General features: G+C 68.4%; 25 protein-coding genes and 6 tRNA genes. 18 read left to right on the top strand and 13 right to left on the bottom strand.

The annotated features are described in order from the left end of the window. The first annotated feature begins 119 nt into the window (after positions 1-119). The 8 genes from ACLJOO_RS08645 (at position 120) to ACLJOO_RS08610 (ending at position 7,762) form a co-directional block, all read left to right on the top strand. A complete protein-coding gene (locus ACLJOO_RS08645; protein WP_410786335.1) occupies positions 120-353 on the top strand; it encodes a hypothetical protein in 234 nt (77 codons plus the stop codon). 139 nt (positions 354-492) lie between these two features. Then, a complete protein-coding gene (locus ACLJOO_RS08640; RefSeq protein WP_410786334.1) occupies positions 493-1,836 on the top strand; it encodes an FGGY-family carbohydrate kinase in 1,344 nt (447 codons plus the stop codon). Continuing rightward, positions 1,833-2,450 carry a histidine phosphatase family protein gene (locus ACLJOO_RS08635; RefSeq protein ID WP_410786333.1) on the top strand — a complete coding sequence of 206 codons (618 nt, stop codon included), beginning with the start codon at positions 1,833-1,835 and terminating at the stop codon, positions 2,448-2,450. Before ACLJOO_RS08640 ends, ACLJOO_RS08635 begins: the two co-directional genes overlap by 4 nt. After that, a complete protein-coding gene (locus tag ACLJOO_RS08630; RefSeq protein WP_131283620.1) occupies positions 2,447-3,247 on the top strand; it encodes a DeoR/GlpR family DNA-binding transcription regulator in 801 nt (266 codons plus the stop codon). Before ACLJOO_RS08635 ends, ACLJOO_RS08630 begins: the two co-directional genes overlap by 4 nt. A gap of 9 nt (positions 3,248-3,256) precedes the next feature. After that, positions 3,257-4,717, top strand: coding sequence for an FGGY family carbohydrate kinase (locus ACLJOO_RS08625; RefSeq protein ID WP_410786332.1), 1,461 nt, complete (start codon positions 3,257-3,259; stop codon positions 4,715-4,717). Further along, positions 4,714-5,736: a 2-hydroxyacid dehydrogenase gene (locus ACLJOO_RS08620; protein WP_410786331.1), complete on the top strand. Its 1,023-nt coding sequence runs from the start codon at positions 4,714-4,716 to the stop codon at positions 5,734-5,736. Before ACLJOO_RS08625 ends, ACLJOO_RS08620 begins: the two co-directional genes overlap by 4 nt. 84 nt (positions 5,737-5,820) lie before the next feature. Beyond that, a complete protein-coding gene (locus tag ACLJOO_RS08615; protein WP_410786330.1) occupies positions 5,821-6,492 on the top strand; it encodes a glycerophosphodiester phosphodiesterase in 672 nt (223 codons plus the stop codon). A 73-nt stretch (positions 6,493-6,565) separates the two neighbouring features. Beyond that, a complete protein-coding gene (locus ACLJOO_RS08610) occupies positions 6,566-7,762 on the top strand; it encodes a Gfo/Idh/MocA family protein (RefSeq protein WP_410786328.1) in 1,197 nt (398 codons plus the stop codon). On the opposite strand, the gene ACLJOO_RS08605 is transcribed toward ACLJOO_RS08610, so the two are convergent. Further along, complete coding sequence (locus ACLJOO_RS08605; RefSeq protein ID WP_410786326.1) at positions 7,759-8,139, bottom strand: VOC family protein; 381 nt, start codon at positions 8,137-8,139, stop codon at positions 7,759-7,761. The genes ACLJOO_RS08610 and ACLJOO_RS08605 overlap by 4 nt on opposite strands. 22 nt (positions 8,140-8,161) lie before the next feature. On the opposite strand from ACLJOO_RS08605, the gene ACLJOO_RS08600 reads away from it, so the two are divergent. Continuing rightward, positions 8,162-8,500 carry a VOC family protein gene (locus ACLJOO_RS08600; RefSeq protein ID WP_410786325.1) on the top strand — a complete coding sequence of 113 codons (339 nt, stop codon included), beginning with the start codon at positions 8,162-8,164 and terminating at the stop codon, positions 8,498-8,500. A 2-nt stretch (positions 8,501-8,502) separates the two neighbouring features. On the opposite strand, the gene ACLJOO_RS08595 is transcribed toward ACLJOO_RS08600, so the two are convergent. Both ACLJOO_RS08595 and ACLJOO_RS08590 read right to left on the bottom strand, forming a co-directional pair. Further along, on the bottom strand, positions 8,503-8,907 hold the full coding sequence (locus ACLJOO_RS08595) for a hypothetical protein (RefSeq protein WP_410786323.1): 405 nt from the start codon (positions 8,905-8,907) through the stop codon (positions 8,503-8,505). Next, on the bottom strand, positions 8,904-9,584 hold the full coding sequence (locus ACLJOO_RS08590; RefSeq protein WP_410786322.1) for a GntR family transcriptional regulator: 681 nt from the start codon (positions 9,582-9,584) through the stop codon (positions 8,904-8,906). Before ACLJOO_RS08590 ends, ACLJOO_RS08595 begins: the two co-directional genes overlap by 4 nt. Before the next feature lie 144 nt (positions 9,585-9,728). Here ACLJOO_RS08590 and ACLJOO_RS08585 point away from each other — a divergent pair, with 144 nt between their 5' ends. The 8 genes from ACLJOO_RS08585 (at position 9,729) to ACLJOO_RS08550 (ending at position 21,399) form a co-directional block, all read left to right on the top strand. Then, the gene (locus tag ACLJOO_RS08585; RefSeq protein ID WP_410786321.1) at positions 9,729-12,443 is read left to right on the top strand and encodes a UxaA family hydrolase; all 2,715 of its coding nucleotides are present in this window, start codon (positions 9,729-9,731) and stop codon (positions 12,441-12,443) included. Positions 12,444-12,541: 98 nt separating this feature from the next. Next, entirely contained in the window at positions 12,542-13,348 is an 807-nt protein-coding gene (locus ACLJOO_RS08580; protein ID WP_410786320.1) for a fumarylacetoacetate hydrolase family protein, read from the top strand. Beyond that, complete coding sequence (locus ACLJOO_RS08575; protein WP_410786319.1) at positions 13,345-14,796, top strand: aldehyde dehydrogenase (NADP(+)); 1,452 nt, start codon at positions 13,345-13,347, stop codon at positions 14,794-14,796. The genes ACLJOO_RS08580 and ACLJOO_RS08575 overlap by 4 nt, the downstream gene beginning before the upstream one ends. Next, positions 14,793-16,595: an IlvD/Edd family dehydratase gene (locus ACLJOO_RS08570; RefSeq protein ID WP_410786317.1), complete on the top strand. Its 1,803-nt coding sequence runs from the start codon at positions 14,793-14,795 to the stop codon at positions 16,593-16,595. Before ACLJOO_RS08575 ends, ACLJOO_RS08570 begins: the two co-directional genes overlap by 4 nt. Continuing rightward, a complete protein-coding gene (locus ACLJOO_RS08565) occupies positions 16,595-17,899 on the top strand; it encodes a DUF2088 domain-containing protein (RefSeq protein WP_410786316.1) in 1,305 nt (434 codons plus the stop codon). Before ACLJOO_RS08570 ends, ACLJOO_RS08565 begins: the two co-directional genes overlap by 1 nt. Beyond that, positions 17,896-18,762, top strand: a complete 867-nt coding sequence (locus tag ACLJOO_RS08560; protein WP_410786315.1) for a U32 family peptidase — start codon at positions 17,896-17,898, stop codon at positions 18,760-18,762. The genes ACLJOO_RS08565 and ACLJOO_RS08560 overlap by 4 nt, the downstream gene beginning before the upstream one ends. A gap of 4 nt (positions 18,763-18,766) precedes the next feature. Next, positions 18,767-20,125 (top strand): FAD-binding oxidoreductase, encoded by a 1,359-nt coding sequence (locus ACLJOO_RS08555; RefSeq protein WP_410786314.1) that lies wholly within the window; start codon positions 18,767-18,769, stop codon positions 20,123-20,125. Next, a complete protein-coding gene (locus ACLJOO_RS08550; protein WP_410787133.1) occupies positions 20,125-21,399 on the top strand; it encodes an alpha-L-fucosidase in 1,275 nt (424 codons plus the stop codon). Before ACLJOO_RS08555 ends, ACLJOO_RS08550 begins: the two co-directional genes overlap by 1 nt. Before the next feature lie 86 nt (positions 21,400-21,485). Here the strand turns inward: ACLJOO_RS08550 and ACLJOO_RS08545 are convergent, their stop codons facing one another. From ACLJOO_RS08545 to ACLJOO_RS08525, 5 genes are all read right to left on the bottom strand, one after another. After that, the gene (locus tag ACLJOO_RS08545) at positions 21,486-21,608 is read right to left on the bottom strand and encodes a hypothetical protein (RefSeq protein WP_272948948.1); all 123 of its coding nucleotides are present in this window, start codon (positions 21,606-21,608) and stop codon (positions 21,486-21,488) included. 113 nt (positions 21,609-21,721) lie between these two features. After that, positions 21,722-21,805 (bottom strand) — tRNA-Tyr (locus ACLJOO_RS08540). After that, the gene (locus ACLJOO_RS08535) at positions 21,806-22,198 is read right to left on the bottom strand and encodes a methyltransferase family protein (protein WP_410786313.1); all 393 of its coding nucleotides are present in this window, start codon (positions 22,196-22,198) and stop codon (positions 21,806-21,808) included. Between the two features lie 26 nt (positions 22,199-22,224). Continuing rightward, on the bottom strand, positions 22,225-23,052 hold the full coding sequence (locus ACLJOO_RS08530; RefSeq protein WP_410786311.1) for an alpha/beta fold hydrolase: 828 nt from the start codon (positions 23,050-23,052) through the stop codon (positions 22,225-22,227). Positions 23,053-23,171: 119 nt separating this feature from the next. Then, positions 23,172-23,262 (bottom strand) — tRNA-Ser (locus tag ACLJOO_RS08525). A gap of 153 nt (positions 23,263-23,415) precedes the next feature. Here ACLJOO_RS08525 and ACLJOO_RS08520 point away from each other — a divergent pair. Next, positions 23,416-24,222 (top strand): hypothetical protein, encoded by an 807-nt coding sequence (locus tag ACLJOO_RS08520; RefSeq protein WP_410786310.1) that lies wholly within the window; start codon positions 23,416-23,418, stop codon positions 24,220-24,222. On the opposite strand, the gene ACLJOO_RS08515 is transcribed toward ACLJOO_RS08520, so the two are convergent. The 5 genes from ACLJOO_RS08515 to ACLJOO_RS08495 form a co-directional block, all read right to left on the bottom strand. Next, positions 24,197-24,289 (bottom strand) — tRNA-Ser (locus tag ACLJOO_RS08515). The two genes, ACLJOO_RS08520 and ACLJOO_RS08515, sit on opposite strands and share 26 nt — an antisense overlap. Before the next feature lie 131 nt (positions 24,290-24,420). Then, positions 24,421-24,867, bottom strand: a complete 447-nt coding sequence (locus ACLJOO_RS08510; protein ID WP_410786309.1) for an HNH endonuclease — start codon at positions 24,865-24,867, stop codon at positions 24,421-24,423. Between the two features lie 72 nt (positions 24,868-24,939). Then, a tRNA-Leu gene (locus ACLJOO_RS08505) sits at positions 24,940-25,013 on the bottom strand. A gap of 116 nt (positions 25,014-25,129) precedes the next feature. Beyond that, a tRNA-Arg gene (locus ACLJOO_RS08500) sits at positions 25,130-25,203 on the bottom strand. A gap of 260 nt (positions 25,204-25,463) precedes the next feature. Continuing rightward, positions 25,464-25,536: transfer RNA gene (locus ACLJOO_RS08495), tRNA-Pro, on the bottom strand. Positions 25,537-25,657: the final 121 nt, after the last annotated feature.

The raw sequence follows: 25,657 nt of genomic DNA, 5'->3' as shown, positions 1-25,657 counted from the left end.
GTCCCCGTACGCAGATGAAACTTTACGAAGATTTATCCGTGACAATCGGTGCGCCAGATCGTTGATCTGTCAGACAGATCACGCTCAGCGGATCGCTGGGGAATCCGGAGGGACCGCCCGTGCACAAGTTCAACCCGCCACCGGAGTGGCCGCAGCCGCCGACGGCCGGCTGGCGTCCGCCGCTCGGCTGGACCCCCGACCCGACCTGGCCCGAGGCTCCCGCGGGCTGGCGCTTCTGGCTCAACCGGAACGGTCGCCGCAGCAGCGGCCCGATCGGCGCGTACGGCGCGGTCGATGCCGGCCGGGTCGAGCTGGCCACGGTCGACCCCGCCCTGGTGCTCATGCACTCCTGATCCAACGCTTCTGGCTCCCGCAGACCGACCGGCTTGCGGGAGCTGTTTCATGTCCGCCTTCGGTCAAGGGCTGGTGCGTTCTTATCGTCTTCTGGTGTTATGTTATCAATGCAGATAACACTCACCTGGGAGGCGCTTCGTGGGCTGGATCGGGCTAGACCTCGGCACGCAAAGTGTGCGTGCCGTGCTGGCCGATGCCAAGGGTCAGGTTCTGTCCCGTGCAACGCGTCCGCTCGCCAGCCACCGTGACGGCGTCCGTCACGAGCAGGACCCGCAGGCCTGGCTGACCGCCGTCGACGCGGTCCTCGCGGAGGTCGGAGCAACCGAGCTCGACGGCATCGCGATCTGCTCCACCTCCGGCACCTTCCTCCTGACCGACCGCGCCGGTCTCCCCGTCACACCGGCCCTGATGTACGACGACGCGCGCGCAGCCGCCCGTCGCGACCACATCGTGGACGCCGACCCGGATCGCTGGGCGACGAGCATGCAACCCACCTGGGCGCTCCCGAAGATCCTCGATCTCGATCTGACTGACCGCCGCATTGTCCACAGCGCTGACTTCGTCGCGGCGCACCTCGTCGGCCACCCGGTCGCGACCGACACCAGCCACGCCCTCAAGACCGGCTACGACCTGATCGCCGACGCCTGGCCGGCCGCCGCGTTCGACAAACTCGGTCTCCCGCTCGCCGCGTTTCCCGAGGTGGTTCGGCCCGGCACCGAGCTCGGCCGCACACCCGATGGCGTGCCTGTGTACGCCGGGATGACAGACGGCTGCGCGGCCCAGATCGCCGCCGGCGCCCTCGCTCCCGGCGCGTGGAACTCGGTCCTCGGCACGACCCTCGTCCTCAAAGGCGTCAGCACCGAGCTGCTGACCGACCCCACCGGAGCCGTCTACAGCCACCGTCATCCCGACGGCGGCTGGCTTCCGGGCGGCGCGTCCAGCACCGGCGCCGGCGTACTCACCGAACTGCTACCCGGCGCCGACCTCGACGCGTTCGACAGCGCAGCCCGTGCCTTGGGCCCGATCGCTGCCGTCACCTATCCGCTCACCAAAACCGGTGAGCGGTTCCCCTTCGTGGCACCGCAGGCAGAACGGTTCACACTCGGCACCACCTCCGACGACCTGCAGACGTACGCCGCTGTGCTGCAAGGTGTCGCGTTCATCGAGCGACTCGCGTTCGAGCACCTGGAGACGCTCGGCGCCGACCCGGTCCGCTCGGTCTCGCTCACCGGCGGCGCCACCCGGGCCGGGTACTGGAACCAGCTCCGCGCGGACGTTCTCGGCGTACCGGTAGAGCTCCCCGCTGTCCCGGATCCGGCGTACGGCATGGCGGTCCTGGCCGCGTCCGGCGGGACCGATCTCACCGGGACGGCGCGACGGATGGTCCGCGTCGACCACGTCTTGGAGCCGCGCGGCGACCGACTTGACGATCTGTACGGCGAGTTCGTCGCCGAACTCGACCGCCGGGGGTACAGGGGATGAGAACGACGATCGTGCTGGCCCGCCACGGCCGGACCGAATGGCACCACGGCAACCGGTACACCGGTTCCACGGACCTCCCGATCGACGAGGTCGGCGTCCGGCAGGCGCAACAGGTCAAGGACTGGGCGCTCGGCTACGCACCGGACGCGCTGTGGTGCTCCCCAATGCTCCGGGCCCGTCAGACCATCTCGCCGATCGCGGAGGCCCTGAAGATCCAGCCGACCGTCGACGCCCGGTTGCGCGAGGTCGACTTCGGTTCGGCCGAGGGCAAGATGCTGAGTGAGCTGCCGCCGGCGGTGGGCAAGGCGTTCGAGCTCGACCCGGTGCGGAACCACTTCCCGGGCGGCGAGGACCCGGCCGCGGCGGCCGATCGGGTCCGCGAGGTCTTCGACGAGATCGGGCAGCGGCACCAGGGCAAGAAGGTCCTTGTCGTCGCGCACAACACGCTCATCCGGCTGCTCGTGTGCAGGGTGCTCGGTCTGCGACTGAACGACTACCGCAGACTGCTACCTGCGCTCGGTCCCGCGGCGCTGGTGCGTTTGCGCTGGCAGGACGGCACAGTGGGTCTCGAGGCGTACAACGTTCCTCCTGTGCGAATGGAGACCCTGGCATGACAACGGATGTCGACGGCGACACCACCGAACTGAGTCGTCCCGCGCGCCGGCAGGCCGAGATCGCGGCGTACGTCGTGAAACACGGCTCGGTGTCGGCGAACGACCTGGTCGAGGCGTTCGGCGTGAGCGTGATGACCGTGCACCGCGACCTGGACGAGCTCGAGCGGCAGGGCGTGGTCCGGAAGTACCGCGGCGGGGTCAGCGCGCAGCCGACCAGCGTGTTCGAGAGCAACGTCGCGTACCGGCTGAACACCGCACACGCGGAGAAGGCCGCGATCGCCCGGCACGCGCGGGCGATGATCGAGCCGGGGATGTCGGTGATGCTCGACGACTCGACCAGCGCGCTGGCCCTGGTCGACCTGTTCGAGGACATCGCTCCGTTGACCGTGGCAACGAACTTCCTGCCGGCGATCACCAAACTGGCGCAACTGCGGGACGTCACGCTGCTGGCCCTAGGCGGGATCTACTCGGCGACCCATGACTCGTTCGGCGGCATGCCGTGCGCGGAGGCCGTCGAGGCGCTGCACGCCGACCTGCTGTTCTGCTCGGTGTCCGCGGTGTCGTCGACGCACGCCTTCCACCAGGAGGAGGAGATCGTCCTGGTCAAGCGGGCGATGCTGCGCTCGGCGAGGACCAAGGTGCTGCTGGTCGATCACGCCAAACTGCAGCGCACGGCCCTGCACCGGCTCGCGCCGCTGACCGACTTCGACGTCGTGATCGTCGACGAGAAGACCCCGAAGGACCTGATCGAACCGCTGCGTGACCACGGCGCCACCGTGGAGGTCGCCAAACTCTAGGAGGGGCTTATGGACGTCGGCGTCGACGTCGGCACCACCGTCACCAAGGCCGTAGCGTTCGACGCCACCGGCCGTCCACTCGCTGAGGCCTCCCGCCCGACTCGCCTGCTGCATCACAGCCCTGGGCGATTCGAGCACGAGACCGCCGAGGTCGTCGCTTCGGTCCGCGAGGTAGTGGGTGAGCTGGCTGCCGCAATCGGAACCCGTCCCGACGTCCTCGCGATCACCGCCCAGGGCGACGGCCTCTGGCTGGTCGATCCAGACGGTACGGCGGTCCGCCCGGCGATCTCGTGGCTGGACGCCCGCAGCAGCACGATCCTCGAGCGGTGGACCGCGGACGGGGTCGCGGAACACGTGTTCCGGCGTTCCGGAAACCGCATGTTTCCGGGCGCATCCGGTCCGCTGCTGGCCGCGGTACTCGCGGAAGAGCCCGAGGTGATCGAGCGGGCCGGTACGGCGGCGTACTGCAAGGACGTGGTGATGCAGGCGCTGACCGGCGTACGGGCGACGGACGTTTCCGATGCCTCGGCGCCGTTCCTCGATCCCAGGACCGGTGAGTACGACGAGGAAGCGTTGGCAGCCACGGGGTTGTCGGGCGCGCGTGGGTTGCTTGCGCCGGTCGCCGCTGCCGGGCCGGTCGGTGAGCTGCGCGACGACTCGACCGGTATGGCGCCCGGAACACGTGTTTCCGCAGGTCCGTACGATCTTCCGGCCGCCGCGGCAGGCGCCGGCGTGACCGAGCCCGGCGACGCCCTGCTGACCGTCGGTACCACGTTGGCCTGCCAAGTCATCACCCGCGAACTGCCCGTCGACGGCGAGCCCGCCGGCCTGTTCCTCGGCACGTGGACGCCGGGAGTCTGGCTCCGTGCGATGCCCGCGATGGTCGGTACGGCGGCCCTCGACCGGGTGCTCGCGCTCGTTGGTGTCACCACCGACCAGCTGCCGTCGCTGCTCGCCGACAGCCCGCCCGGCGCGTCCGGTGTCACGGTCCTGCCCTACCTGTCGGAGGCGGGCGAGCGTGCACCGTTCGTCGACACTCGCGCCCGCGGAACAATCGACGGCATCTCGCTGTCCACGACGACGGCCGACCTGGTCCGTGCGACCTGCGAAGGCATCGCGTACGCGGCACGCCACTGCCTCGACGCAGCCGGCTGGACCGGTCGCGTCACCGTGTGCGGCGGTGGCGCCCGGAGTAGCGAGTGGACACAGATCCTGGCCGACGTACTGAACGCGCCGTTGCACACCGCCGAGGCCGAGCAGGTCGCCGCGCGGGGTGCGGTGATCTGCGCGCGGCGCGCGATCGACCCGGACAGCGCCGGAGCCGAATGGATCGCGGAGACCCGCCAGGTCGACCCGGACCCGGCCCGCGCCGCCTTCTACGCCGAGGGCTACGCCCACTACCTGCGCCGCATCGAGTCGGCCCGCCCGCGCTGGACCGACCCAGCACCTACCTTCACAGGAGTTCGATGAGAACCGTCAAGACGCTGCTCGCCGGTGACCATTTCGTGCGGAACGATCTGCTGGCCGCTGCTTTGAGCACGATTCCGGACGTCGCGTTCGAGTTCCGTGAGGTCACGCTGCCCTGGCCGCTGACGCCGTACGGGCGGGTTGCCGAGGTGGACGAGGCGAGTGATGCGGAGGACCAGCTGATCGAGGCGCTGGCCGGGGTCGAGCTCGCGGTCACGCAGATGGGGCCGTTCACCGAGCGGGTCCTGGACGCCGCCCCCGACCTGCGGTTCCTGGTCGTGTGCCGTGGCGGTCCGGTGAACGTGAACGTGGCCGCGGCGGCCGATCGGGGGATCGCCGTGGCCTCGACGCCCGGACGGAACGCGGTCGCGGCCGCGGAGCATGCGGTCGCACTGATGATGGGTGCCCTGCGCAACCTTCCGCGGTTGCAGCGGACGCTCGAGCAGGGCGAGTGGCGCTCCGATCTCTACGCGTACGACGAGTGCGGGCTCGAGCTCGACGGGTCGACCGTGGGCCTGGTCGGGTACGGCGCGATCGGGCAACGGGTCGCCCGGGTGATGCTGGCGTTCGGCGCCCGCGTCCTGGTCGCCGATCCGTACGTCGAACAAGCGCCCGAGGGCATCGAACTCGTCGAGCTCGACGAGTTGCTGCGGCAGTCGGACGTGGTCAGCCTGCATGCGCGGCTGACCGATCAGACCCGCGGGATGATCGGTGCGCAGCAGATCGCCGCGATGCCGCGCGGCGCCGTACTGGTGAACACTGCTCGTGGTGGTTTGCTCGACTACGACGCGACGGTGGACGCGTTGGAGTCGGGGCAGCTGGGAGCGGCGGCGTTCGACGTGTTCCCGTCCGAGCCGGTGCCCGCGGGATCGCGGCTCCTGACCGCGCCCAACATCGTCATGACACCGCACCTCGCCGGCGCCACGCGACAGACCGCCCACCGCGCCGGCTCGATCGCGGCGGAGGCCGTCGCCGCCTTCCTCAACAGAAAGCACCCTGTGGGGCTCGTCTCCGCGCAGTAGGACCTTGAGCACCCATCAACCGTTTCCGAGGCCGCGAAATGATCGGTGCGCGCTCAAGGTGTAGATCTACGAGGAGAAGGTGCTGTGATCATCACCGGCCATCGGGGCGCACTCGGGACCGAACCGGAGAACACGGTGCGCTCGTTCCGGCGGGCGGTCGCGGATGGCTGCGACGAGATCGAGCTCGACCTCCGCGTCAGCGCGGACGGCGAACTCGTGATCATGCACGACGCCACCGTCGACCGCACCACGTCGGGATCGGGTGCGGTCGAGGAGCTGACGCTCACGGAGCTGCGGGCGTTGGATGCCGGTCTCGGGGAGCAGGTCCCGACGTGGTCCGAGACCGTCGCGGCAATCGACGTACGGTTCCAGGCGGAGATCAAGGCCGACGCCGCCGTACCGCTGCTCGCCCAGTCGTTGAAGTCAGACCCGTCGCTGGCCGAGCGGACCCTGGTCACGTCGTTCCACCCGGAGATCCTGCTCGCCATCCGCGAGGCGTTCCCGGACGTGACCACCGGCCACATCTTCGGCCGTACGCCGGACACCGCCGAAGTCATCACCCGCACCCGCACAGCCGGCGCAAACTGGTCCCTCTGCGGCATCTCCGGCCTCACCCCACAAGCCGTCACCGACCTCCACGCAGCCGGCCTTTCCGTGACCGCCTGGCCCGTCCCCGACGCGAACACCCTCGCCAAAGCCACCGCCCTCGCCGCAGACGGCATCACGACCGACAACCCGCACCTCCTCCAGGGCTAGCGGCGCAGGTCACACGTTCCAACGTCTGAATATGTTCTTCCGTGGAACATAAATGTGTGATTGGCTCTTCCGCATGGGAATCAGCATCGGTGTGGTCGGAGCCGGCCAGTTCGCCCCTTCGTTCCTGCGGCTGTGGTCCGCGCACCCGGACGTGTCCGATGTGCGGCTGACCGACGTCATCCCGGAGCGGACAGCGGAGATGGCGGCCAAGCAGGGGATCGCGGTGACGACGGCGTCGTTCGAGGAGATGCTCGAGTCGGACGTCGACGCGGTCGCGATCTTCACGCAGCGGTGGCTGCACGGCGAGATGGCGATCAAGGCACTCGAAGCCGGCAAGCACGTGTACTCGACGGTCCCGATGGCGATCGAGGCGGACCAGATCGCGCGGATCATCGAGCTGGTGAAGGAGACCGGGCTCACCTACATGATGGGTGAGACGAGCTACTACTACCCGTCGTCGGTGTACTGCCGGCAGAAGCTCGCCGACGGCTCGTTCGGCCGGGTGTTCTACAGCGAGGGCGACTACGTCCACGACATGGACCTCGGGTTCTACGCGGCGTACCAGTACTCCGGTGGCGACGACTGGAAGAAGACCGCGTCGTTCCCGCCGCTGCTCTACCCGACGCACGCCGTCGGCAACGTGCTCTCGGTGACCGGTCAGCACGCCACCCACGTGTCGGCGATCGGAGTCAAGGACGACCGCGGCGACGGCGTCTTCGACAAGGAGATCAGCCAGTTCGACAACGACTTCTCGAACGCGACCGCGCTGTTCAAGCTCGCCGACGGCGGGATCATGCGGACGAACGAGATGCGCCGGGTCGGGTACCCGTCGCACATCCGGGAGTCCCGGCTGCGGGTGTTCGGCACCGAGGGCAGCTTCGAGCAGCTCGCGACGACGACGCTGTGGCAGAACAAGGAAGGCGTCGAGGACGTCAGCCACCTGATGGAGACGAAGCCGAGCAGCTCACTCGACGACGCGGACCTCGCGAACGTCGACCCGGCGCTGCGGGACGCGTTCCGGTCCGGGCTGTCGCCGGTCCACGACCGCTCCCGCCTCCCGGAGGAGTTCGCCGGGCTGCACAACGGCCACGAGGGCTCGCACCACTTCCTCGCCGACGACTTCGTCCGCGCGGTCTCCGACAAGACCCTCCCGCCGATCAACGCCTGGGTCTCCGCCCGCTACACCCTCCCCGGCATCTACGCCCACCAGTCCGCCCTCCAAGGCGGCGTACAACTCGAAATCCCCGACCACGGCGACGCCCCGGTCTAGAGGTAGTTGCTGAGCTCGATCAGGTTCCGGTCGGGGTCACGGAAGTACAGGCTGAGGATCGGCCCGGTTGCGCCAGTGCGCTCGACCGGGCCTTCCTCGATCTGGACACCGTGCGCGACCAACTCGGCCTGCACCTGCTCGATCGGCTCGTCCACGATGAAGCACAGATCCGCGGTCCCCGCTCCTGGATGCTCCGCTTTCGGCTCGAACTCGTGGCCGATCTGATGCAGGTTGATCTTGCTCGTCCCGAAGGTGAGCGCCCGCCGCCCACCCTTGAACGTCACCGCCCCCATCCCCAGCACGCGCTGATAGAAGTCCACGGTCACGTCCACATCAGCGACCGTGAGCACGAGATGGTCCAGCCGATTCACATGCACCCGCTCATCTATACCATCGGGTATGGACCTGTTTGCGGGGATCTCCGTCAGCGACTACAAGACCGCGGTCGCCTGGTACGAGAAGCTTCTCGGTGGGCCGCCGAGCTTTCTGCCCAACGACATCGAGGCGGTGTGGGAGGTCGGCGAGCACCAGTACCTCTACATCGAGGTCGTCCCGGAGCATGCCGGCCACGCGCAGCACACGTTGTTCGTCGAGGACTTCGAGGCTGTGCTCGGTGCGATCGCCGAGCGCGGCCTCGAGCCCGCGGTGCGGGAGACGTACGAGAACGGCGTACGGCATGCGACGTTCTTCGATCCGGACGGGAACGAGGTCTCGTACGGCGGCGCGCCGGTCGAGTGACGTTACGGTACGGCGATGCGGTCCAGCTCGGACCAGCGGAGAACTCGTGTGCTGATGGTCGTGCGGCGTTCGAGTTCTGCCCGGAGTAGTCGGTGGACGCCGTCCAGGATGGTGATGCGGTCGTCGGGGCGGTGGACGACGTCGATGGGGTGGCGCAGGTCGGCGGCGAGGGTGCGTTCGTACTGCGCCCGGTAGGTGACCGGATCCGCGGCGACCTGGCGGGGCGTGACCTGGAAGGGCCCGTCGTACGCCCAGAACGGCAGGTCGAGATGGTGAGCCAGGTCGGCGACCGGCAGATCGACCGTCGGCAGGTCCAAGGCGTGCAGCCGTTCGAGGTCCCAGTGGAAGTCGAGGATGTACGCCGTGAGTTCCGGTGGCACCGCCAGCGGGAAAGGGCGGCGGGTCATTCGTAGATGCGGCGCAACCGCAGGGTCATCGAGTTCTCGATGTGCCGGGTCATCGCGGTCTCGGCGGCGGCCGGATCGCCCGATGTGATCGCCTCGACCAGTACACGGTGTTCGGTGAGGACCTCGGGGCCGATGTCGCGGTCGTAGTGCAACCGGAAGATGTGCAGGTGGCAGTGGGTCCGCTCGAAAGCCGATCGAACCTGCTCGCTCCCGGACAGCGACGCGATCAGCGAGTGGAACCGGTTGTCATGCACAGTGAGCGACTTGTACCCGGCGTAGTCGATCGAGGTCGGCTCGACCGCGTTCGCGAGCTCGGCCCGCAGCCGCTCGCGACCCTCGTCACTGATCAGCTCGGCCGCCCGCCGGGCCGCCCACGGCTCGAGCAGGAGCCGGAACCGGTACAGATCGTCGAACTCTTCGAGCGACAGGAGCGGAGTCGCGCGATAACCCTTCAGGGGCTCCTTGACCGCGAGGCCTTCCGACTCCAGCCGGGCCAGCGCCTCCCGCACCGGCGTCGACGACACCTGGAACTCCCGCGCGAGCCCGTCGATCGAGATCCGCGCCCCGGGCCGGATGACGTGGTCCATCAGCATCGTCTTGATGGCCTCGTACACGTCGTCGGCGAGCATCTGCCGCCGGAGCAGCCGCCGGTCCACCGGCGCCACTGGCTCGCTCATCAGGTGTCTCCGGATTCTGGTCGCGGTCTTGACCCCACCGGTCAGGTTTCGGCAGGGTAACACTGGCAATCATGCATCATGCACGATTTGGGGCCGTGCAAGCTATGGTCGAGCCACAGGCAAGCTATGGGAAGGTCGCGAACGATGGTGCGGTTCGAACAGATCGGCGTCCTGCCCGAGCCCGGTGACAACGTCGCGATCGCCTCGCGGCGGCTCGAGGCCGGCACGGAGGTCGAGCTCGACGGTACGACGATGACGCTGCCGCACACCGTGCTCGAAGGACACCGCTTCGTGGTCGTACCGGTCGCTACCGGCGACGCGCTGACCTCGTGGAACACCGCGTTCGCGCGCGCCTCCCGTGACCTGGTCCCCGGCGACTACGTCTGTACGCCGACCAGCCTCGCGGCGGTCACCGCTCGCGGCGTGGACGGCTTGCCCGAGGAGCCGAGTGCGACCAACGAGCCGCTCGACCCGTTCGAGCTGGACGAGTCGGCGCTGCACTTCGGCGCCCAGGTGACCAGCGTCGAGCAGCCCGGCACGTTCCTCGGCTATCCCCGTGAGCAGGGCCCGGCCGGGACGCGAAATCACGTCGTACTGCTGGCGACCAGTTCGCGTAGCAGCGGGTTCGTCACCGAGTTGGCGCGGCGTTTCGACGGCGCGGCCGCGGGCGACGGCGTCGTACCGGTCGCGCACACCGAGGGCGGCGAGGACGAGGTCCCGAACAACCTGCATTTCCTGCTCGCCACGCTCGGCGGCTTCACGCTGAACCCGAACGTCGGCGCCGTCCTGATCGTCGACACCGAGGGCGATGTGGTCTCCGGCGAGGCCATCAAGAACTTCCTGGCCGAGAACGGCTACCCGTCGATCAAGGTCCCGCACGCGTACTTCACCCGCAGCGCAGGCTTCGAGCACGACCTGACGGCCGCCGGCGCGCTGATCGAGCCCTGGCTGCCGGTCGTCGACGCGCAGCAGCGCGAGGAGGTCCCGCTCGCGGGCCTCAAGATCGCCTTGCAGTGCGGCGGCTCTGACGCGTTTTCCGGAATTTCCGCGAACCCGCTGGCCGGCCAGGTCAGCGCGGAGGTCATCCGGCACGGCGGTACGGCGGTGCTCGCGGAAACGGACGAGCTGATCGGCGCCGAGCCGTATGTGCTGAACAACGTCCGCGACCTGGCGACCGCGAAACGTTTTCTGGCCACGATCAAGTCGTTCAAGGAACGCGTCGGCTGGCATGGGCACACGGCGGAGGGCAACCCGTCCGGCGGCAACGTGTACCGCGGGCTCTACAACATCGTGCTGAAGTCGATCGGCGCCGCCCGCAAGCTGCCGCGCGAGGTCCGGCTCGACCACGTGATCGACTACGGCGAACCGCTGCCCGGCGACGGCTACATCTTCATGGACAGCCCCGGTAACGACCTCGAGTCGGTGGCCGGCCAGATCGGCAGCGGCTGCAACCTGATCTTCTTCACCACCGGCAACGGATCGATCACCAACTTCCCGTTCGTCCCGACGCTGAAGTTCGTCACCACGAGCGCCAGGTACGAGCGGTTGCACGCCGAGATGGACGTCGACGCCGGCAAGTACCTCACCGGTACGTCGATGGCGGACCTGACCGCGGAGACCTTCGATCTCGTGGTGCGCGTCGCATCCGGTGCGAAGAGCGCGGGCGAGCGGGCCGGCCACAGCCAGGTCTCGATCTGGCGGAACTGGAAGCAGACCGGCCCGCGCGAGGGCATCTCGATCACCACCGACGGCCGGATGAGCCGCAAGCTCGCCGACCTCCCGAGCGAGGACCGCGACGCCCCGCTCGACGGGCTGCCGCACCGCGGCCTGACGTCCGACGGCCGCACGCTCGCCGAACTGCTGAAGGTCGACAACCGCCTGGTCCCCGAGGCCGTCGGCCTGATCCTGCCGACGAGCCTCTGCTCCGGCCAGATCGCCCTGCGGATCGCAGCCCAGGCAGAGCTGGAGAGGTGGGCCGGCGACGCGGTCACCCGGATGGTCGCGCTCCCGCACACCGAGGGCTGTGGCAGCAGCGGCGGCGCGTCCGAGGAGACGTTCGCGCGGATCATGCTCGGCTACCTCCTGCACCCGAACACGCGGATGGCCCTGCTGCTCGAGCACGGCTGCGAGAAGACGCACAACGACTACTTCCGGTCCCGGCTGGTCGAGGCCGGTGCGGATCCGTCCCGCTTCGGCTGGGCGAGCATCCAGGCCGACGGCGGACTCGACGCCGTCGGCAGCAGAGTGAAGGACTGGTTCGGCAGCTTCGACCTGCCGGCTCCGGTCGCGCAGTCCGGTGATCTCGGCGCGCTGACGATCGGGCTGGAGGCGCGCGGCTCGTTCTCGGACGAGACCGCCGAGGCTCTCGCGCTGATCGGCCGCGAGATCGTCGGCTCCGGCGGATCCGTCGTACTGTCGTCGCGTGGACCGTTGCTGGCACACGACGGATTCCGTACTGCGGCGTTCGGATCGGCGGACCCGGTGGGCCCGACGATCGCGCACGGGCAGCGGTTCGCGGAGCCAGGGTGGCACGTGATGCGGATGCCTGGAACGGACTGGATGGAGACCGCGACCGGCTTCGGTGCGACGGGTGTCCAGCAGATCCTGGCGCATGTCGCGGGCGGCACCTTGTCGGCGCAGCGGTTCGTCCCGGTCGTCGAGTTCAGCAACGACCCGGAGACGGTCGCGACGTACGGCGACGACCTGGACGCGGTGGCCACCGGTGACGCGTCCGAGCAGGCGCAGATCGGGCTCGACGTCGTCGCTGCGGTCGCCGGTCGCCGGCTCGTCCCCAAGGCGGTTGCCTCCGGCAACGTCGGTTTCCAGATCACCCGTGGTCTGCTCGGTACGTCAATGTGAAAGGCCTGTCCATGCATTTGGTCCGCTATCTGTCTCCCGTCGACGGCCGACCTGTTCCCGGTGTACGCACCGGGGAGACGGTGGCTCCGCTGCCGGGGGTGAACAGTTTCGCCGAACTGCTCCGGCTGTCCCTGGAGGACCTGCGGGCGGAAGTCGACAAGGCCGGTGAGGCGTTGCCCGTCGAAGGGCTGAAGTTCCTGCCGCCGATCGACGGACGCGGCGAGGTGTGGTGCGCGGGCGTGACGTACGAGCGCTCGCGCGGCGCCCGGATGGAGGAGAGCAGCGAGCAGTCGGTCTACGACAAGGTCTACACGGCCGACCGGCCCGAGCTGTTCCAGAAGGCGCCGGCCTGGCGGGTGGTGGTCGACGGCGAGCCGGTCGGGATTCGGACCGACTCCGGTCACGACGTACCCGAGCCGGAGCTGGCGGTCGTTGCCAACAGCCACGGTGAGATCGTCGGGTTCACGGTCTGCAACGACATGAGCTCGCGGTCGATCGAGGGCGTCAACCCGCTGTACGTGCCGCAGGCGAAGCTGTTCGCGGGCGGTTGTGCACTGGCGTCGGGGATCCGTCCGGTCTGGGAGGTAGCGGACCCCAAGAAGCTGGGGATCAGCCTGGTGATCCGTCGCGGCGGCGACGAGGTGTTCAGCGGTACGACGTCCACCGAGAAGCTGGTGCGCGAGCTCCAGGACCTGATCGACGTACTGTTCCTGCCGAACGACTTCCCCGACGGCGTGATCCTCGCGACCGGCACCGGCATCGTCCCCGAACTGGACTTCGCCCTGGCCGAAGGCGATGTCATCACCATCACCATCGACGAGCTCGGCACCCTGACCAACCCCGTAGCCACCGGCCGGGACCCATTCGCATTCCTGGCCACCGAAAACCTGGAGGGACTCCGATGACCCCGGACACCACGCCTGCTCAGCTCGAGCAGGTGCTTGCGGCGGCTGCTGCGGCTGCGCCCGTCTTCGGCTCCTCCGAGCCAGCCGTCCGGGCGGGATGGATCCGCGCCGTCGCGGACGCGCTGGACGCGGCGTCCGCTGAGCTGGTGCCGATCGCGATGCGTGAGAGCTCGCTGCCGCAGGCTCGGCTGACCGGTGAGGTCGCCCGTAGTACCGGGCAGTTGCGGATGTTCGCGGACGCGCTCGAAGAGGGCTCGCTGCTGGAAGTCACCATCGACACGAACGACCCGCAGGCCAAGCCCGTACCACGGCCGGATCTACGTCGCGTACTCGTCCCGCTCGGCCCGGTGCTGGTGTTTGCCGCCAGCAACTTCCCGTTCGCGTTCAGTGTCTGCGGTGGCGACACCGCGTCCGCACTCGCGGCCGGCTGTCCGGTCGTCGTCAAGGCGCACCCGGGCCACCCGGAACTCTCCGCCCGCACCGCCGAGGTGATGATCGAGGCGCTGAAGACAGTCGGTGCGCCGGACGGGACGTTCGGCCTGATCGCCGGCTTCGACATCGGCATCACGGCGCTCAAGGACCCGCGGATCACCGCCGCCGGATTCACCGGTTCGGTCCCGGCCGGCAAGGCACTGCATGAGATCGCAGTGACGCGCCCGGAGCCGATCCCGTTCTACGGCGAGCTCGGCAGCCTCAACCCGGTCTTCGTCACGCAAGCCGCGATCGATGCCCGCGGCAAGGACATCGCGAGCGGGTACGTCGGTTCGTTCACCCTCGGCGTCGGGCAGTTCTGCACCAAGCCCGGCCTGCTCTTCCTCCCGTCCGGTCACGGCCTGCAGGAGCAACTGTCCGAGGCGGCCGGTGCCGTCGCCGAGGCGCCGATGCTGAACGACCGCATCAAGGACGGCTTCAGCTCCGGCCTCGACCGGCTGGAGAAGGTCGACGGCATCCGCGTCTGGGCCTCCGGCGGCGCGACCCTGCTGCAGACCACGGTGGCCGAGCTGCTCGCCCGGCGTGACGAGATTCTCGAGGAGTGCTTCGGCCCGGTCTCGATCGTCGTCGAGTACTCCTCGCTCGACGAGCTGCGCGCAGCCGTCGAGGCGTTCGACGGCAACCTGACCGCGACGCTGCACGCGGAGGACGCCGACGCCGGACTCGCACGCGACCTGCTCCCGCTGCTGACCGCCCGTGCGGGTCGTGTGCTGTGGAACGGCTGGCCGACCGGGGTCGCGGTGTCGTGGGCCCAGCATCACGGCGGGCCGTTCCCGTCGACGGTCGGCTCGATCCATACCAGCGTCGGGGTGACCGCGGCGCGGCGGTTCCAGCGTCCGGTCGTGTACCAGGACGCTCCGGATGCGGTGCTGCCCGACGTACTGAAGGACTCGAACCCGGCCGGGATCACCCGCCGGGTGAACGGAACCGTGACGACAGGTGAGGTGTCGCGATGACTGAGGTGCCACCGACGGACGACCGCGCCGTCGACGAGCCGGACCAGCCGATCGGGCTGCGGAGCTTCGACCACTGGTTCGGCGAGAAGGGCCGGAACGGGTTCATTCACCGGTCCTGGATGAAGTCGCAGGGGTTCTCCGAGGAGGCGTTCGACGGGCGCCCGGTGATCGGGATCTGCAACACCTGGTCCGAGCTCACCCCGTGCAACGCGCACCTGCGCCGGCTCGCCGACTCGGTGAAGCGCGGGGTCTGGCAGGCCGGCGGGTTCCCGCTGGAGTTCCCGGTCATGTCGCTCGGCGAGACGCTGCTGCGGCCGACCGCGATGCTGTTCCGCAACCTGCTCAGCATGGACGTCGAGGAGTCGCTGCGCGGCAATCCGATCGACGGCGTCGTCCTGCTGACCGGCTGCGACAAGACGACGCCCGGCTCCATCATGGGCGCCGCCAGCGTCGACCTGCCGACCGTCGTCGTCACCGGCGGTCCCATGTTGAACGGTAAATTCCGCGGCTGCGACATCGGCTCCGGTACGGCCGTCTGGCGCTTCACGCAGGACCTGAACGCCGGCCGGATGTCCGCCGAGGACTTCGCAGCGGCCGAGGCCGGCCAGTCGCGCAGCAACGGCCACTGCATGACGATGGGTACGGCGTCCACGATGGCCTGTATGGCCGAGGCGCTCGGCCTGCAGCTGACCGGGTCCGCGGCGATCCCGGCAGTCGACTCCCGCCGGTACGTGATCGCGCAGAAGACCGGGCAGCGGATCGTCGAGATGGTCAAGGAAGACCTGAAGATCAGCGACATCCTCACCCGCGACGCGTTCGCGAACGCGGTCCGCGCGAACGCGGCGATCGGCGGCTCGACGAACTTCGTCATCCACCTGCTCGCGATCGCCGGCCGGGTCGGCGTCGACGTGACGCTGGACGACATCGACGAGTGGGCGCGCGGCGTCCCGTGGCTGGTCGACCTGCAGCCGTCGGGCAAGTACCTGATGGAGGACTTCTACTACGCCGGCGGCCTGCCCGCGGTGCTGAAGGAGATCCTGCCGCTGCTCAAGACCGACGCGATCACGGTCACCGGCAAGACGATCGGCGAGAACGTCGCGAACGCCGAGCGGATCGAGGCGACGTATCCCGGTGCCGCTCCCGGCAGCGAGACGTACGCCGTGATCCGGCCGGTCGGCGATCCGCTCGGCAGTGGCGCGGGAACCGCCGTACTGAAGGGGAATCTCGCGCCGGACGGTGCGGTCATCAAGCAGTCGGCGGCGTCCGAGCGGCTGTCGCGGCATCGTGGCAAGGCGCTGGTGTTCAGCAGCATCGAGGAGTACGACAAGGCGGTCGAGGACCCGGATCTCGACGTCGACGAGGACACCGTGCTGGTGCTGCAGAACGCCGGGCCGCGCGGGTACCCGGGGATGCCCGAGGTCGGCAACATGACGATCCCGCGCAAGCTCGCCGAGATCGGCGTCGACGACATGGTGCGGATCTCGGATGCGCGGATGAGCGGTACGGCGTACGGCACCGTCGTACTGCATGTCACGCCGGAGGCCGCGGTCGGTGGGCCGTTGGCGCTCGTGCGGACGGGTGACTGGATCGAGCTCGACGTACCAGCGCGGCGGCTGCATCTCGACGTACCGGACGAGGAGCTGGAGAAGCGCCGCGCCGACTGGCAACCGCCGACACCACCGACGAACCGAGGCTGGGCCCGCCTGTACGTCGACCACGTAACCCAGGCCAACCAAGGCTGCGACCTCGACTTCCTGGTCGGCCGCACCGGCTCCGCAGTCGGCCGCCAGAGCCACTGATGAGCTGGGGACCGTTCGAGGCGATCCGGGGGCTTCGGCCGTCGGGGACCCTCCCGCAGGTGACGCCGATCCGGCGGATTCTCACGGATCTGCCGGTGTCGGCCGATCCGTACGCCGACGCGCGGGCGGCACTCGAACCACTCCGGCAACGGATCGTGCCGGATGCCCGGATCGCGGTGACCGCGGGCAGCCGCGGGATTCACGACCTGGTGCCCGTGGTGAAGGCGGCCGTGGATTGGCTGCGGGACGCCGGTGCCGCGCCGTTCGTGATCCCCGCGATGGGATCGCACGGGGGCGCGACCGCCGACGGCCAGCGGGAGATGCTCGAAGGCCTAGGCATCACCCCGGAAACAGTTGGCTGTCCCATCGAAGCCACGATGGAGACTGTGGTCGTCGGCGCCCTGCCGGACGGCACCGAGGTCCACCACGACGCGATCGCCGCCAAGGCCGACGGCGTACTCCTGGTGAACCGCGTCAAGCCGCACACCGACTTCCGCGGCCCGATCGAGAGCGGGATCGCGAAGATCCTCGCGATCGGACTCGGCAACCACCTCGGCGCTGCCTCGCTGCACGCCGGCGGCATCCCGTCGCTCGGCGCCAACATCGAGGCCGCCGCCCGGATGGTAGTTGCGCAAGGCAAGATCCTCGGCGGCCTGGCGATCCTGGAGAACGCCCAAGAGCAGACCGCCTCGGTCGAACTGCTCCAGGCCGACGGGATCGCCGAAGCAGCCGAGATCGCCTTGCTCCAAAGGGCTTCCAGCTTCCTCGGACGTTTGCCGTTCGACGAGCTCGACGTCCTGGTCGTCGACGAGCTGGGCAAGGACAAGTCCGGTGCCGGTATGGACACCAACGTGATCGGCCGGTGCTGGGTGCACGGGATTCCCGAGTTCGAGTCGCCGTCGATCGCCGCGATCAGCGTGCATTCGCTGTCGCCGGCCTCGCACGGGAACGCCTCGGGACTCGGCCTCGCGGACGTGATTCCGGCGCGGTTGCTGGACCAGATCGACCTCCGGGCGAGCTACGTGAACGCGCTCACCTCGGGCGCCGGCGGTGCGCGCCGTTCGCGGTTGCCGATGGTGATGGAGGACGACGAGGCCGCCGTACTCGCGGCCGTGACGATGTGCGGACGGCGGCACTGGTCTGAGCTCCGGCTGGCCCGGATCAAGGACACGCTGTCGCCGAACGAGCTGATGGTGACACCGGCCCTGCTGACCGAGGCGGCCGAACGATTCGACCTGGAGATCACCGGTACGGCGCGGGACCTGACGCCGGCCGGGCGACTCGGACCTTGGAGCGAGACATGAACCTTCGCGAAGCACGTGCCCTGCTGGCCGACCGCGGTTTCCGGCCGGGCGAGACGTCGACGAAAACGTTTTCCGACGGGTCGCCGTACAAGGTCGAGATCCCTTCCTGTGAAGGGCCGCGGGTGATGACCGCGGTGCTGGAGGAGGCCAAGTCCCGCGGCGTCACGATCGACCGGGTGTCGCAGGGCAGCGGCGTGATGATGCTGACCGACGGCGAGATCGAGGAGATGCTGTCGCTCGGCGCCTCGTCGGGCGTCGAGGTGTGCCTGTTCCTCGGGCCGCGGGGTTCCTGGGACATCGGCGGTCAGGCCAAGGTGTCGGCCGCGGTCGGTGGTGTTGCGCGAGGCAACGATCAGGTGGCGGCGTCGTTGTGTGACGCGTTCCGCGCGGTCGAGCTCGGCGTACGGAGCCTGCTGGTCGGCGACATCGGCGTACTCGAGATCCTGGGACAGTTGAAGATCGAGGGTGAGCTGCCCGCGGATCTGGTGCTGAAGACCTCGGTGTTGATGCCGTTGCCGAACGCACCGACTGCCCGGCTGTACGAGCGGCTCGGCGCGACCAGTCTGAACGTGTCGACGGACCTGCCGGTGCCGGTGCTCGCGGAGATCCGCTCGGTGACGACGGTCCCGATCGACATGTACATCGAGGTCCCCGACGACCAGGGCGGCCACGTCCGCTTCTACGACGTACCGGAGATCGTCCGGACCGCGGCGCCCGTGTACCTCAAGATGGGCCTGCGGAACGCACCGAACATCTACCCGGTCGGGGCGCATCTGATCGGTACTGCGGAAGCCCTCGGACGGGAGCGTGTGCGCCGGGCCGAGCTGATCCTGCGGTTGCTTGCCGAGCAAGATGAGGGATGAGTTCGTGGACCGGCTGCGGTCGGTCCTCGGAGACGATGCGGTCGTCGACGATCCCGACGTACTGGACAGTCATCGCAACGATCACGCCAAGTTCTGCACCGCTGGGATGCCGCGGGCGCTCGTGCGTCCTTCGTCGACGGCGGAGGTCGTCGAGGTGGTTCGGGCTGCTGGTGAGCTCGGCGTTCCGATCGTGACGCAGGGCGCTCGCACGGGGCTCTCGGGTGCGGCGAACGCGATCGACGGGTGCTTGTTGCTGTCGACTGCGCGGATGTCGCAGATCCTGGAGATCTCGGTCGAAGACCAGGTCGCCGTGGTCCAGCCGGGCGTCGTGAACGCTCAGTTGTCGCGCGCTGTGCTGGACCAGGGCCTGTTCTATCCGCCGGATCCGTCGTCGTGGGAGATGTCGACGGTCGGCGGGAACATCGCGACGAACGCGGGCGGTCTGTGTTGTGTGAAGTACGGCGTGACCTCGGACTTCGTGCGCGGACTCGAAGTGGTGCTGGCGTCCGGTGAGGTGGTGCGCACCGGGCGGCGGTCGGCGAAAGGCGTCGCCGGGTACGACCTCACCAGGCTGATCGTCGGGTCCGAGGGCACGCTCGGGGTGGTGACCGAGGCGACGCTGGCGTTGCGCCCGGCACCCGAGGCGGCTTTGACCGCGGCGGCGACCTTCCGGTCCATCGAGGACGGGATCGCGGCCGCTGCCGCCGTGATGGCGTCGGGTCTGCGTCCGTCGTTGCTCGAGTTCTTGGATCAGCCGACACTGCGGGCGATCCAGGACTACCGGGACATGGGTCTCCCGGAGGATGTCGGCTCGATGTTGCTCGCCCAGTCCGACCGGGGTCCGCGGGCGGCCGAGGACGTCGCACAGATCGCGGAGATCTGCACGGCGCATGGCGCGATCGAGGTCGCCGAGGCCTCCGACGCGGAAGAGTCCCGCATGTTGCTCGAGGCGCGCAGGCTGGTGAACTCCGCGCTGGAGCCGTTGGGTACGACGCTGATCGACGACGTCGCCGTACCGCGGTCGCAGCTGATCACGCTGCTGCGCGGGATCGCGGAGATCGGCGCGAAGTACGACGTACTGATTTGTTGCCCGGGGCATGTAGGCGACGGGAACATGCACCCGACCGTGGTCTTCGACCCCGCCGACGCGGCGGCCGAGGCGCGGGCGCTGGAGGCGTTCGGCGCGGTGATGCAGCTGGGGCTGGGGCTCGGCGGGACGATCACCGGGGAGCACGGCATCGGGACGTTGAAGGCGCGTTGGCTGGAGACCGAGCTCGGGCCGGTGGGGCTGGAGCTGCATCGGCGGATCAAGGCCGCGTTCGATCCTGGGAACCTGTTCAATCCTGGAAAGGTGCTGTTGTGATGGATGCTTCCGCCGTACGCCCGTCGCCGCGGCAGGTCACGTGGCAGCGGCAGGAGCTGACCGCCTTCGTGCATTTCGGGCCGAACACGTTCACCGACCTGGAGTGGGGGACCGGCGTCGACGATCCGGCGGTGTTCGATCCGTCGGCGTTGGACTGCTCAAAATGGGTTGCTGCGTTGGCGTCCGCGGGTTTCAAGAGCGTGATCTTAACGGCCAAGCATCACGACGGATTCTGTTTGTGGCCGAGCAAGTACCTGCCGCATACCGTTGCCGCGTCGCCGTATCGGGGTGATGTCGTCGCGGAGCTGTCGGCTGCTTGCCAGGCCGGTGGGCTCGGGTTCGGGGTGTACCTGTCGCCGGCGGATCTCTATCAGGAGAAGGCACCCGGTGGGTACTACGGGAACGGCAGTCCTGCGGTGGCTTCGCAGATCGGCGAGTTCTCGTACGTCGTGGACGACTACAACCGGTTCTACCTGAACCAGTTGCACGAACTGCTGACGTCGTACGGGCCGATCGCCGAGGTCTGGCTGGACGGGGCGAATCCGACGAGCAGTGCGCAGAGCTATGCGTACGACGCGTGGTTCGACCTGATCCGGCGGCTCGCGCCCGACGCGACGATTGCGATCGGTGGGCCGGATGTGCGATGGGTCGGCAACGAGGACGGGTTCGCGCGGGAGACCGAGTGGAGCGTCGTACCGTTCGTCGACGGGCAGATGGTGGCCTCACAAACTGCGCCGTCTGTGGCCGGGCCTGATGAGTTGGCTCGCGCTGACGAGTTGCGGTGGTATCCGGCTGAGGTCGACGTGTCGATCCGGCCCGGATGGTTCTACCACGCGTCCGAGGACGCGGCGGTGAAGTCGGTGCCGGAGCTCCTGGACATCTATCGCAAGTCGGTCGGGCGGAACGCCGTACTGCTGCTGAACATCCCGCCTGATCGGCGAGGGCTGTTCGCGGATCCGGATGTGGAGGCGCTGGCTGCGTTTGGTGCGGCGGTGCGGGAGTACTACGCCACGGAGCTGGTGCTTCCGGCAACGATCAACGTGCTCGACCTCCGGGAGAACATCGAGTCTGGGCAACAGGTCGAAACCTTCGCCGTGGATGCACTCGTCGAAGGTGCCTGGCGGGAGATCGCGCGCGGCACGACGATCGGCCACCGACGTCTGCTGCCGCTGAGCGAGCCGCTGACCGTCGACGACGTACGCGTCCGGATCCTTTCCACCCGAGGCGAGGCCGCGGTGGAGCTGTCCGTCCACCACGACCCGACCATCGGCTGAGTCCCCCTGCCTGGAGTCGAACCAGGAACCGAGCCTTCGGAGGGCCCGGCGAGATTCCGTCACCAGGGGGAACTTCTTCGGGTGCGTTACTCCTGGACTGAGACCACGCGGATCCAGTCGGAGCATTCGGCCTCGCACCACACGTGATCCCCGCGGTGCGCGATCCGGTCGCGCTGCACATGCCCGCAGGCGAGCAGCACGCGTCGCATCGAGTGACCCTGCTGGACCGGAGCACCGGTCCTGCCGCCAGGCACTCGCTTCCTGTTCCTGAGGTCGGCCATGGCCGGTCCTCCTCTCTTCTCATATTTGTTGGTGTCTTACGTGCAGAAGGCAGGATTCGAACCTGCTAGGCCCGAAGGCAACGGGTTTACAGCCCGCCCCGCCCCTCCCACGACGGCGCTCCTGCTCATCGCCTGGGGAGGTAGCGACCGACCCTTTCCGAGTAGCGTTCGTACTCGTCCCCGAAGGTCCGGGCCAGTCGCCGCTCCTCGCGTACGACGTCCCGGTGCAACCCCGCCCCGACGGCCGGCACAGTTGCGAGGATCCAGCCTGAGCCGGTGATCAGCCCGATCCCCAGTTGCGCCAGGACCCAGCCGACGTACATCGGATTCCGGCTCAGCGCATACGGCCCGCTGGTGACGAGCCGTTCGGGCCGGGCGAGATCGTTGGCTGCTGCTGCCTGCAACGCGCCGGCGATGACGATGCCGCCGGTAGCGATCAACGCCCACCCGGACGAGCGTCGTCTGACCCGCCACGGACGCACCTGCTCGAGCGCGAGGCCGGCTGCGATCCCGGCCACGCTCGCTTCGGGGATCGGGATGTTCGTCAGCGCGGTGTTCGTGTGACTTCCTCGAGGAATGCGCCGGGCCGTTCGATGTGCGGGACATGCCCGGCGTTGTCGAGCACCTGTAACGGCCAGCCGAGTCTGCTGCTGGCCTCCTCGGCAAGGGCCAGCGGTACGAACCGGTCCCTCGCGCCCCAGAGGAGCATTGTGGGTACGTCGATCTGGTCGCGGACCTGTTTGGTGCAGGTGGTGACCAGATAGCGCATCGTCCGCTTGACGTGCGGCACGCGGGCGCGGCTCCGCGTATACGTGGTGAATGCGCGCATCCAGTCCGGGTCGCGGCGTCGTACGGAATCGAGGTCGGCGAACGCCCACCGCTCGAACCGCTCCATGTTCGCCTCGGAGGGATGGAGTGCGAACCTGACAGCCATCAGCTGCAGGCCGATCGGCATCCGGTACGGCCCGATGCCAGGCACGCCGTAGAGCACCAACCGCTGCAGTTGCTCGCCGTGAGTCGCCGCGAACCGTGCGGCCAAGGTCCCGACGAGCGAGTGCGCGATCACCATCGGGGGCCGATCGCAGGTCAGCTCGAGCAGTGCCTCCAGCCAGCGGTCGAAGGTCGCCTGGTCCAACCGAGCGACCGGATCGGACTGGCCGAGGCCCGGCACATCAGGTACGACGAGGCGATGCTGCTCCGCGAGCGCCGGAATCACCGGCGCCCAATAGACCCCGCCGCACTCGATGCCGCCGTGCAGAAGAACGAGCGGCGCCCCGTCCCCACCCTCGAGCACAACTGTGGACACGCCACCGACGTCGATCCGCCGCTCGTCCACAGGCAGCCCTTGGAGCAGCCGCTCACGTACCGTCATCCCATCAAGGTAGGTCTCGGCGACGTGCTTCCGCTTCCGAAGAACTACCCAAACGCTGTCGTCGGAACTGCGAACAACCACGTACCTGGCAGGGCGGCCGGTCCTTCCCGACCGCCCAGCGGTGAGAGTGAGATTCGAACTCACGGGCCGACATGCCAGCCGACCGACGGTTTAGCAAACCGCTGCCTCTACCAACAGGCGGACCTCACCTCGAGGTTCCTGCCGTGTCCCCTGACCACGGCAGGAACCTGTCCCCCTTCACACCGAGCCTGCGGACGGCGTACCAACCGCGTGCATCACCAGCGCGAGCATGACGGCCTGGTTCTGCGCGGTGTACTCCTGCTCAGGTGGTTGACTGCTCGCATGTTCGATGATCTGGAGCGCCCCGAAGTCGCCTACGCGATCGGGTTGCTCCAAACGGACGGCACACACTCGGGAAGTCTCGACGGCAAGGGACGCATCTCGCTCGAACTCGCGGTTCGAGATGAGGACATCCTTGCCAAGGTCGCATCTCTGTTGCCCTGCTACTCGTCCATCGGGCACCGAACTCGGACGACGAACTTCGCAGACAACTACGAGACGGCGATACTGCGGTTCTACGACCAGCCAACTCGCCGCTCCGCGGCTGCCGCTGGTATTCCGGTGGGTAGGAAGGCCGCCGTCGTAGTTCCGCCAGTCGGCCCGCTTGCAGTTCCTGACTACCTGCGCGGACTGCTGGACGGAGACGGCTCCGTCGGATTCACCCGGAAGGATGAGCCGTACGTGAGCATGGTGACTGCGAGCCCTGCTCTTGCAGGCTTCCTTTGCGACACCGTTCGTAAAGTGTGTGGAGTAGTCCGAACTGCTCGTCCCAACAAGCGCGACGGCGTCTACAACATCCTTGTGCTGAACGTTGCAGCGGCACGCCTCGCAGCCTGGGCTTGGTATTCCCCCGACGTGCTAGGCCTGGAGCGCAAGAAGGAGGCTGCTGAACAGGTGGCCTTGTGGCGGCCCGCAGCGGACAAGGCCGGCAGATACGGAGTCGTTCGCAAGCCGTGGACGAGAGCCGACGATCTGATCGTCCTGACGCACGGCCAGTCTGAGGCTGCGCGGATTCTCGGCCGAAGCGTCTCCAGTGTTTCAGTGCGCAAGTGGCGCCTTCGAGCGGCAGAGCAGGGTCTTGAACCCTGACGCCCCGTTGAGGGACAGACCGTTTTCGAGACGGTTGCCGTTAGGCCGAAACTCGGCTTACTCTGCCAGGCCGTCACCGCGACGGCGTAGAGCTGCCAGGGCAGGGGTCGAACCTGCGGGGCCTCGGGTCAGAACCGAGGGTGGGTCACCGGCGCCCACCTGGCATCGCGCTCGTCGGCGGCACCGGTGGGTGTCGCGTCAGAGCGCTATCTCGGCACGGGAAGGGACCCACGGCTGCCAACGCAGTGGCATGCCGGCCTCTTCCGGTGTTCGCGAGCCCTTCTTCTCGTTGCACTCCGCGTGGGCGGCGACGGCGTTCAGCCACTCTCCACGGCCGCCGCGTGATCGTGGGATCACGTGGTCCATCGTGGTGGCGCCGAGCTTGCCGCAGTACGCACACGTGTACTTGTCGCGCTTCAGTACGCCGGCCCGCGTGTACTGCAGGCGGCCGGAGGCGTAGCGCCACTTCATCACGACGTACCGGACGAGGCGCAGGACGCGGGGGAGGGGGAACGGACCGATGCTGGCGCCGTCGTGCGCTTCCTCGACGACGGCGACCTCCCGGACGAGCATCCGGATGGCGTGCGGGATCGACACGACGTGCAGCTGCTCGTACGAGGCGTTCAGAACGATCACACCGCTCATGTGGTTCCTCCTCCCTTCCAGTGTGCCCGACCCACGGTCAGCAGGTCGGCGATCTCGGTGTCGGTCAGTCCGTGCGGCCCCAGGGATTCGAACCCTGAACCTCCTGGTTCTAAGCCAGGCGCCTCTCCCAGTTGGGCCAGAGCCGCGGGCGTACGACGTACGCTCCGTGAGCGCCTCGTACTCGAGGGTGTCCGGCGGGGCTCGAACCCGCTTTCTCCGGGGTCACGTCCCGGCGCATCGCCCCCTTCTGCTTCGGACACAGCACGCCCGGCAGGATTCGAACCTGCACCCTCCTGCTTCGTAGGCAGGCGCTCTGTCCGGTTGAGCCACGGGCGTTCGGTGCCCTGCGCCGGATGTAGTGCGGATTTCCGCCGCAGGGCACGCTTGCGGCGCCCGCTCGGCCGGTAGCTGAGCATCCTGCGGGCGCCTAGGAGGTGGCTGACGGTTCCCCGCCTACTGCGGGGCACTCGGCACGGCACCTCGCCGCACGGGTGCAAGGGCCACGATGCTCCGCATCGAGACCTTCGCCCCCGCACGCCGATGCACCGCACCGAGCACCTCCTCGCGACGGCGCGGAACCGTCAGCCACCCCCTAGTCCAGCTGGGAGGACTCGAACCTCCGATCTCCTCAACCCAAATGAGGCGGCCTGGCCACTGGCCTACAGCTGGTCCTCTCCCAGCCCTTGGACGGGCCGGGAGAAAATGCGATGAATGTCCAGTTGTCATTGTTCGTGCCGATATCCGTGAATACCGGAAAGCACCGATGGAGGGAATCGAACCCTCATGACGC

This window comes from Kribbella sp. C-35, assembly GCF_046549195.1.
GTDB lineage: Bacteria > Actinomycetota > Actinomycetes > Propionibacteriales > Kribbellaceae > Kribbella.
The sequence above is the reverse complement of the archived record's forward strand: the minus strand, read 5'-3'. Positions and strand labels throughout refer to the sequence as shown.

Coding starts and splice junctions, on each gene's coding strand:
- ACLJOO_RS08565 (WP_410786316.1), top strand. CDS start 16,595: ATGAGCTGGGGACCGTTCGAGGCGATCCGGGGGCTTCGGCCGTCGGGG.
- ACLJOO_RS08625 (WP_410786332.1), top strand. CDS start 3,257: ATGGACGTCGGCGTCGACGTCGGCACCACCGTCACCAAGGCCGTAGCG.
- ACLJOO_RS08560 (WP_410786315.1), top strand. CDS start 17,896: ATGAACCTTCGCGAAGCACGTGCCCTGCTGGCCGACCGCGGTTTCCGG.
- ACLJOO_RS08610 (WP_410786328.1), top strand. CDS start 6,566: ATGGGAATCAGCATCGGTGTGGTCGGAGCCGGCCAGTTCGCCCCTTCG.
- ACLJOO_RS08510 (WP_410786309.1), bottom strand. CDS start 24,867: ATGAGCGGTGTGATCGTTCTGAACGCCTCGTACGAGCAGCTGCACGTC.
- ACLJOO_RS08585 (WP_410786321.1), top strand. CDS start 9,729: ATGGTGCGGTTCGAACAGATCGGCGTCCTGCCCGAGCCCGGTGACAAC.
- ACLJOO_RS08520 (WP_410786310.1), top strand. CDS start 23,416: ATGTTCGATGATCTGGAGCGCCCCGAAGTCGCCTACGCGATCGGGTTG.
- ACLJOO_RS08600 (WP_410786325.1), top strand. CDS start 8,162: ATGGACCTGTTTGCGGGGATCTCCGTCAGCGACTACAAGACCGCGGTC.
- ACLJOO_RS08545 (WP_272948948.1), bottom strand. CDS start 21,608: ATGCGACGCGTGCTGCTCGCCTGCGGGCATGTGCAGCGCGACCGGATC.
- ACLJOO_RS08570 (WP_410786317.1), top strand. CDS start 14,793: ATGACTGAGGTGCCACCGACGGACGACCGCGCCGTCGACGAGCCGGAC.
- ACLJOO_RS08530 (WP_410786311.1), bottom strand. CDS start 23,052: ATGACGGTACGTGAGCGGCTGCTCCAAGGGCTGCCTGTGGACGAGCGG.
- ACLJOO_RS08590 (WP_410786322.1), bottom strand. CDS start 9,584: ATGAGCGAGCCAGTGGCGCCGGTGGACCGGCGGCTGCTCCGGCGGCAG.
- ACLJOO_RS08595 (WP_410786323.1), bottom strand. CDS start 8,907: ATGACCCGCCGCCCTTTCCCGCTGGCGGTGCCACCGGAACTCACGGCG.
- ACLJOO_RS08635 (WP_410786333.1), top strand. CDS start 1,833: ATGAGAACGACGATCGTGCTGGCCCGCCACGGCCGGACCGAATGGCAC.
- ACLJOO_RS08620 (WP_410786331.1), top strand. CDS start 4,714: ATGAGAACCGTCAAGACGCTGCTCGCCGGTGACCATTTCGTGCGGAAC.
- ACLJOO_RS08575 (WP_410786319.1), top strand. CDS start 13,345: ATGACCCCGGACACCACGCCTGCTCAGCTCGAGCAGGTGCTTGCGGCG.
- ACLJOO_RS08550 (WP_410787133.1), top strand. CDS start 20,125: ATGGATGCTTCCGCCGTACGCCCGTCGCCGCGGCAGGTCACGTGGCAG.
- ACLJOO_RS08630 (WP_131283620.1), top strand. CDS start 2,447: ATGACAACGGATGTCGACGGCGACACCACCGAACTGAGTCGTCCCGCG.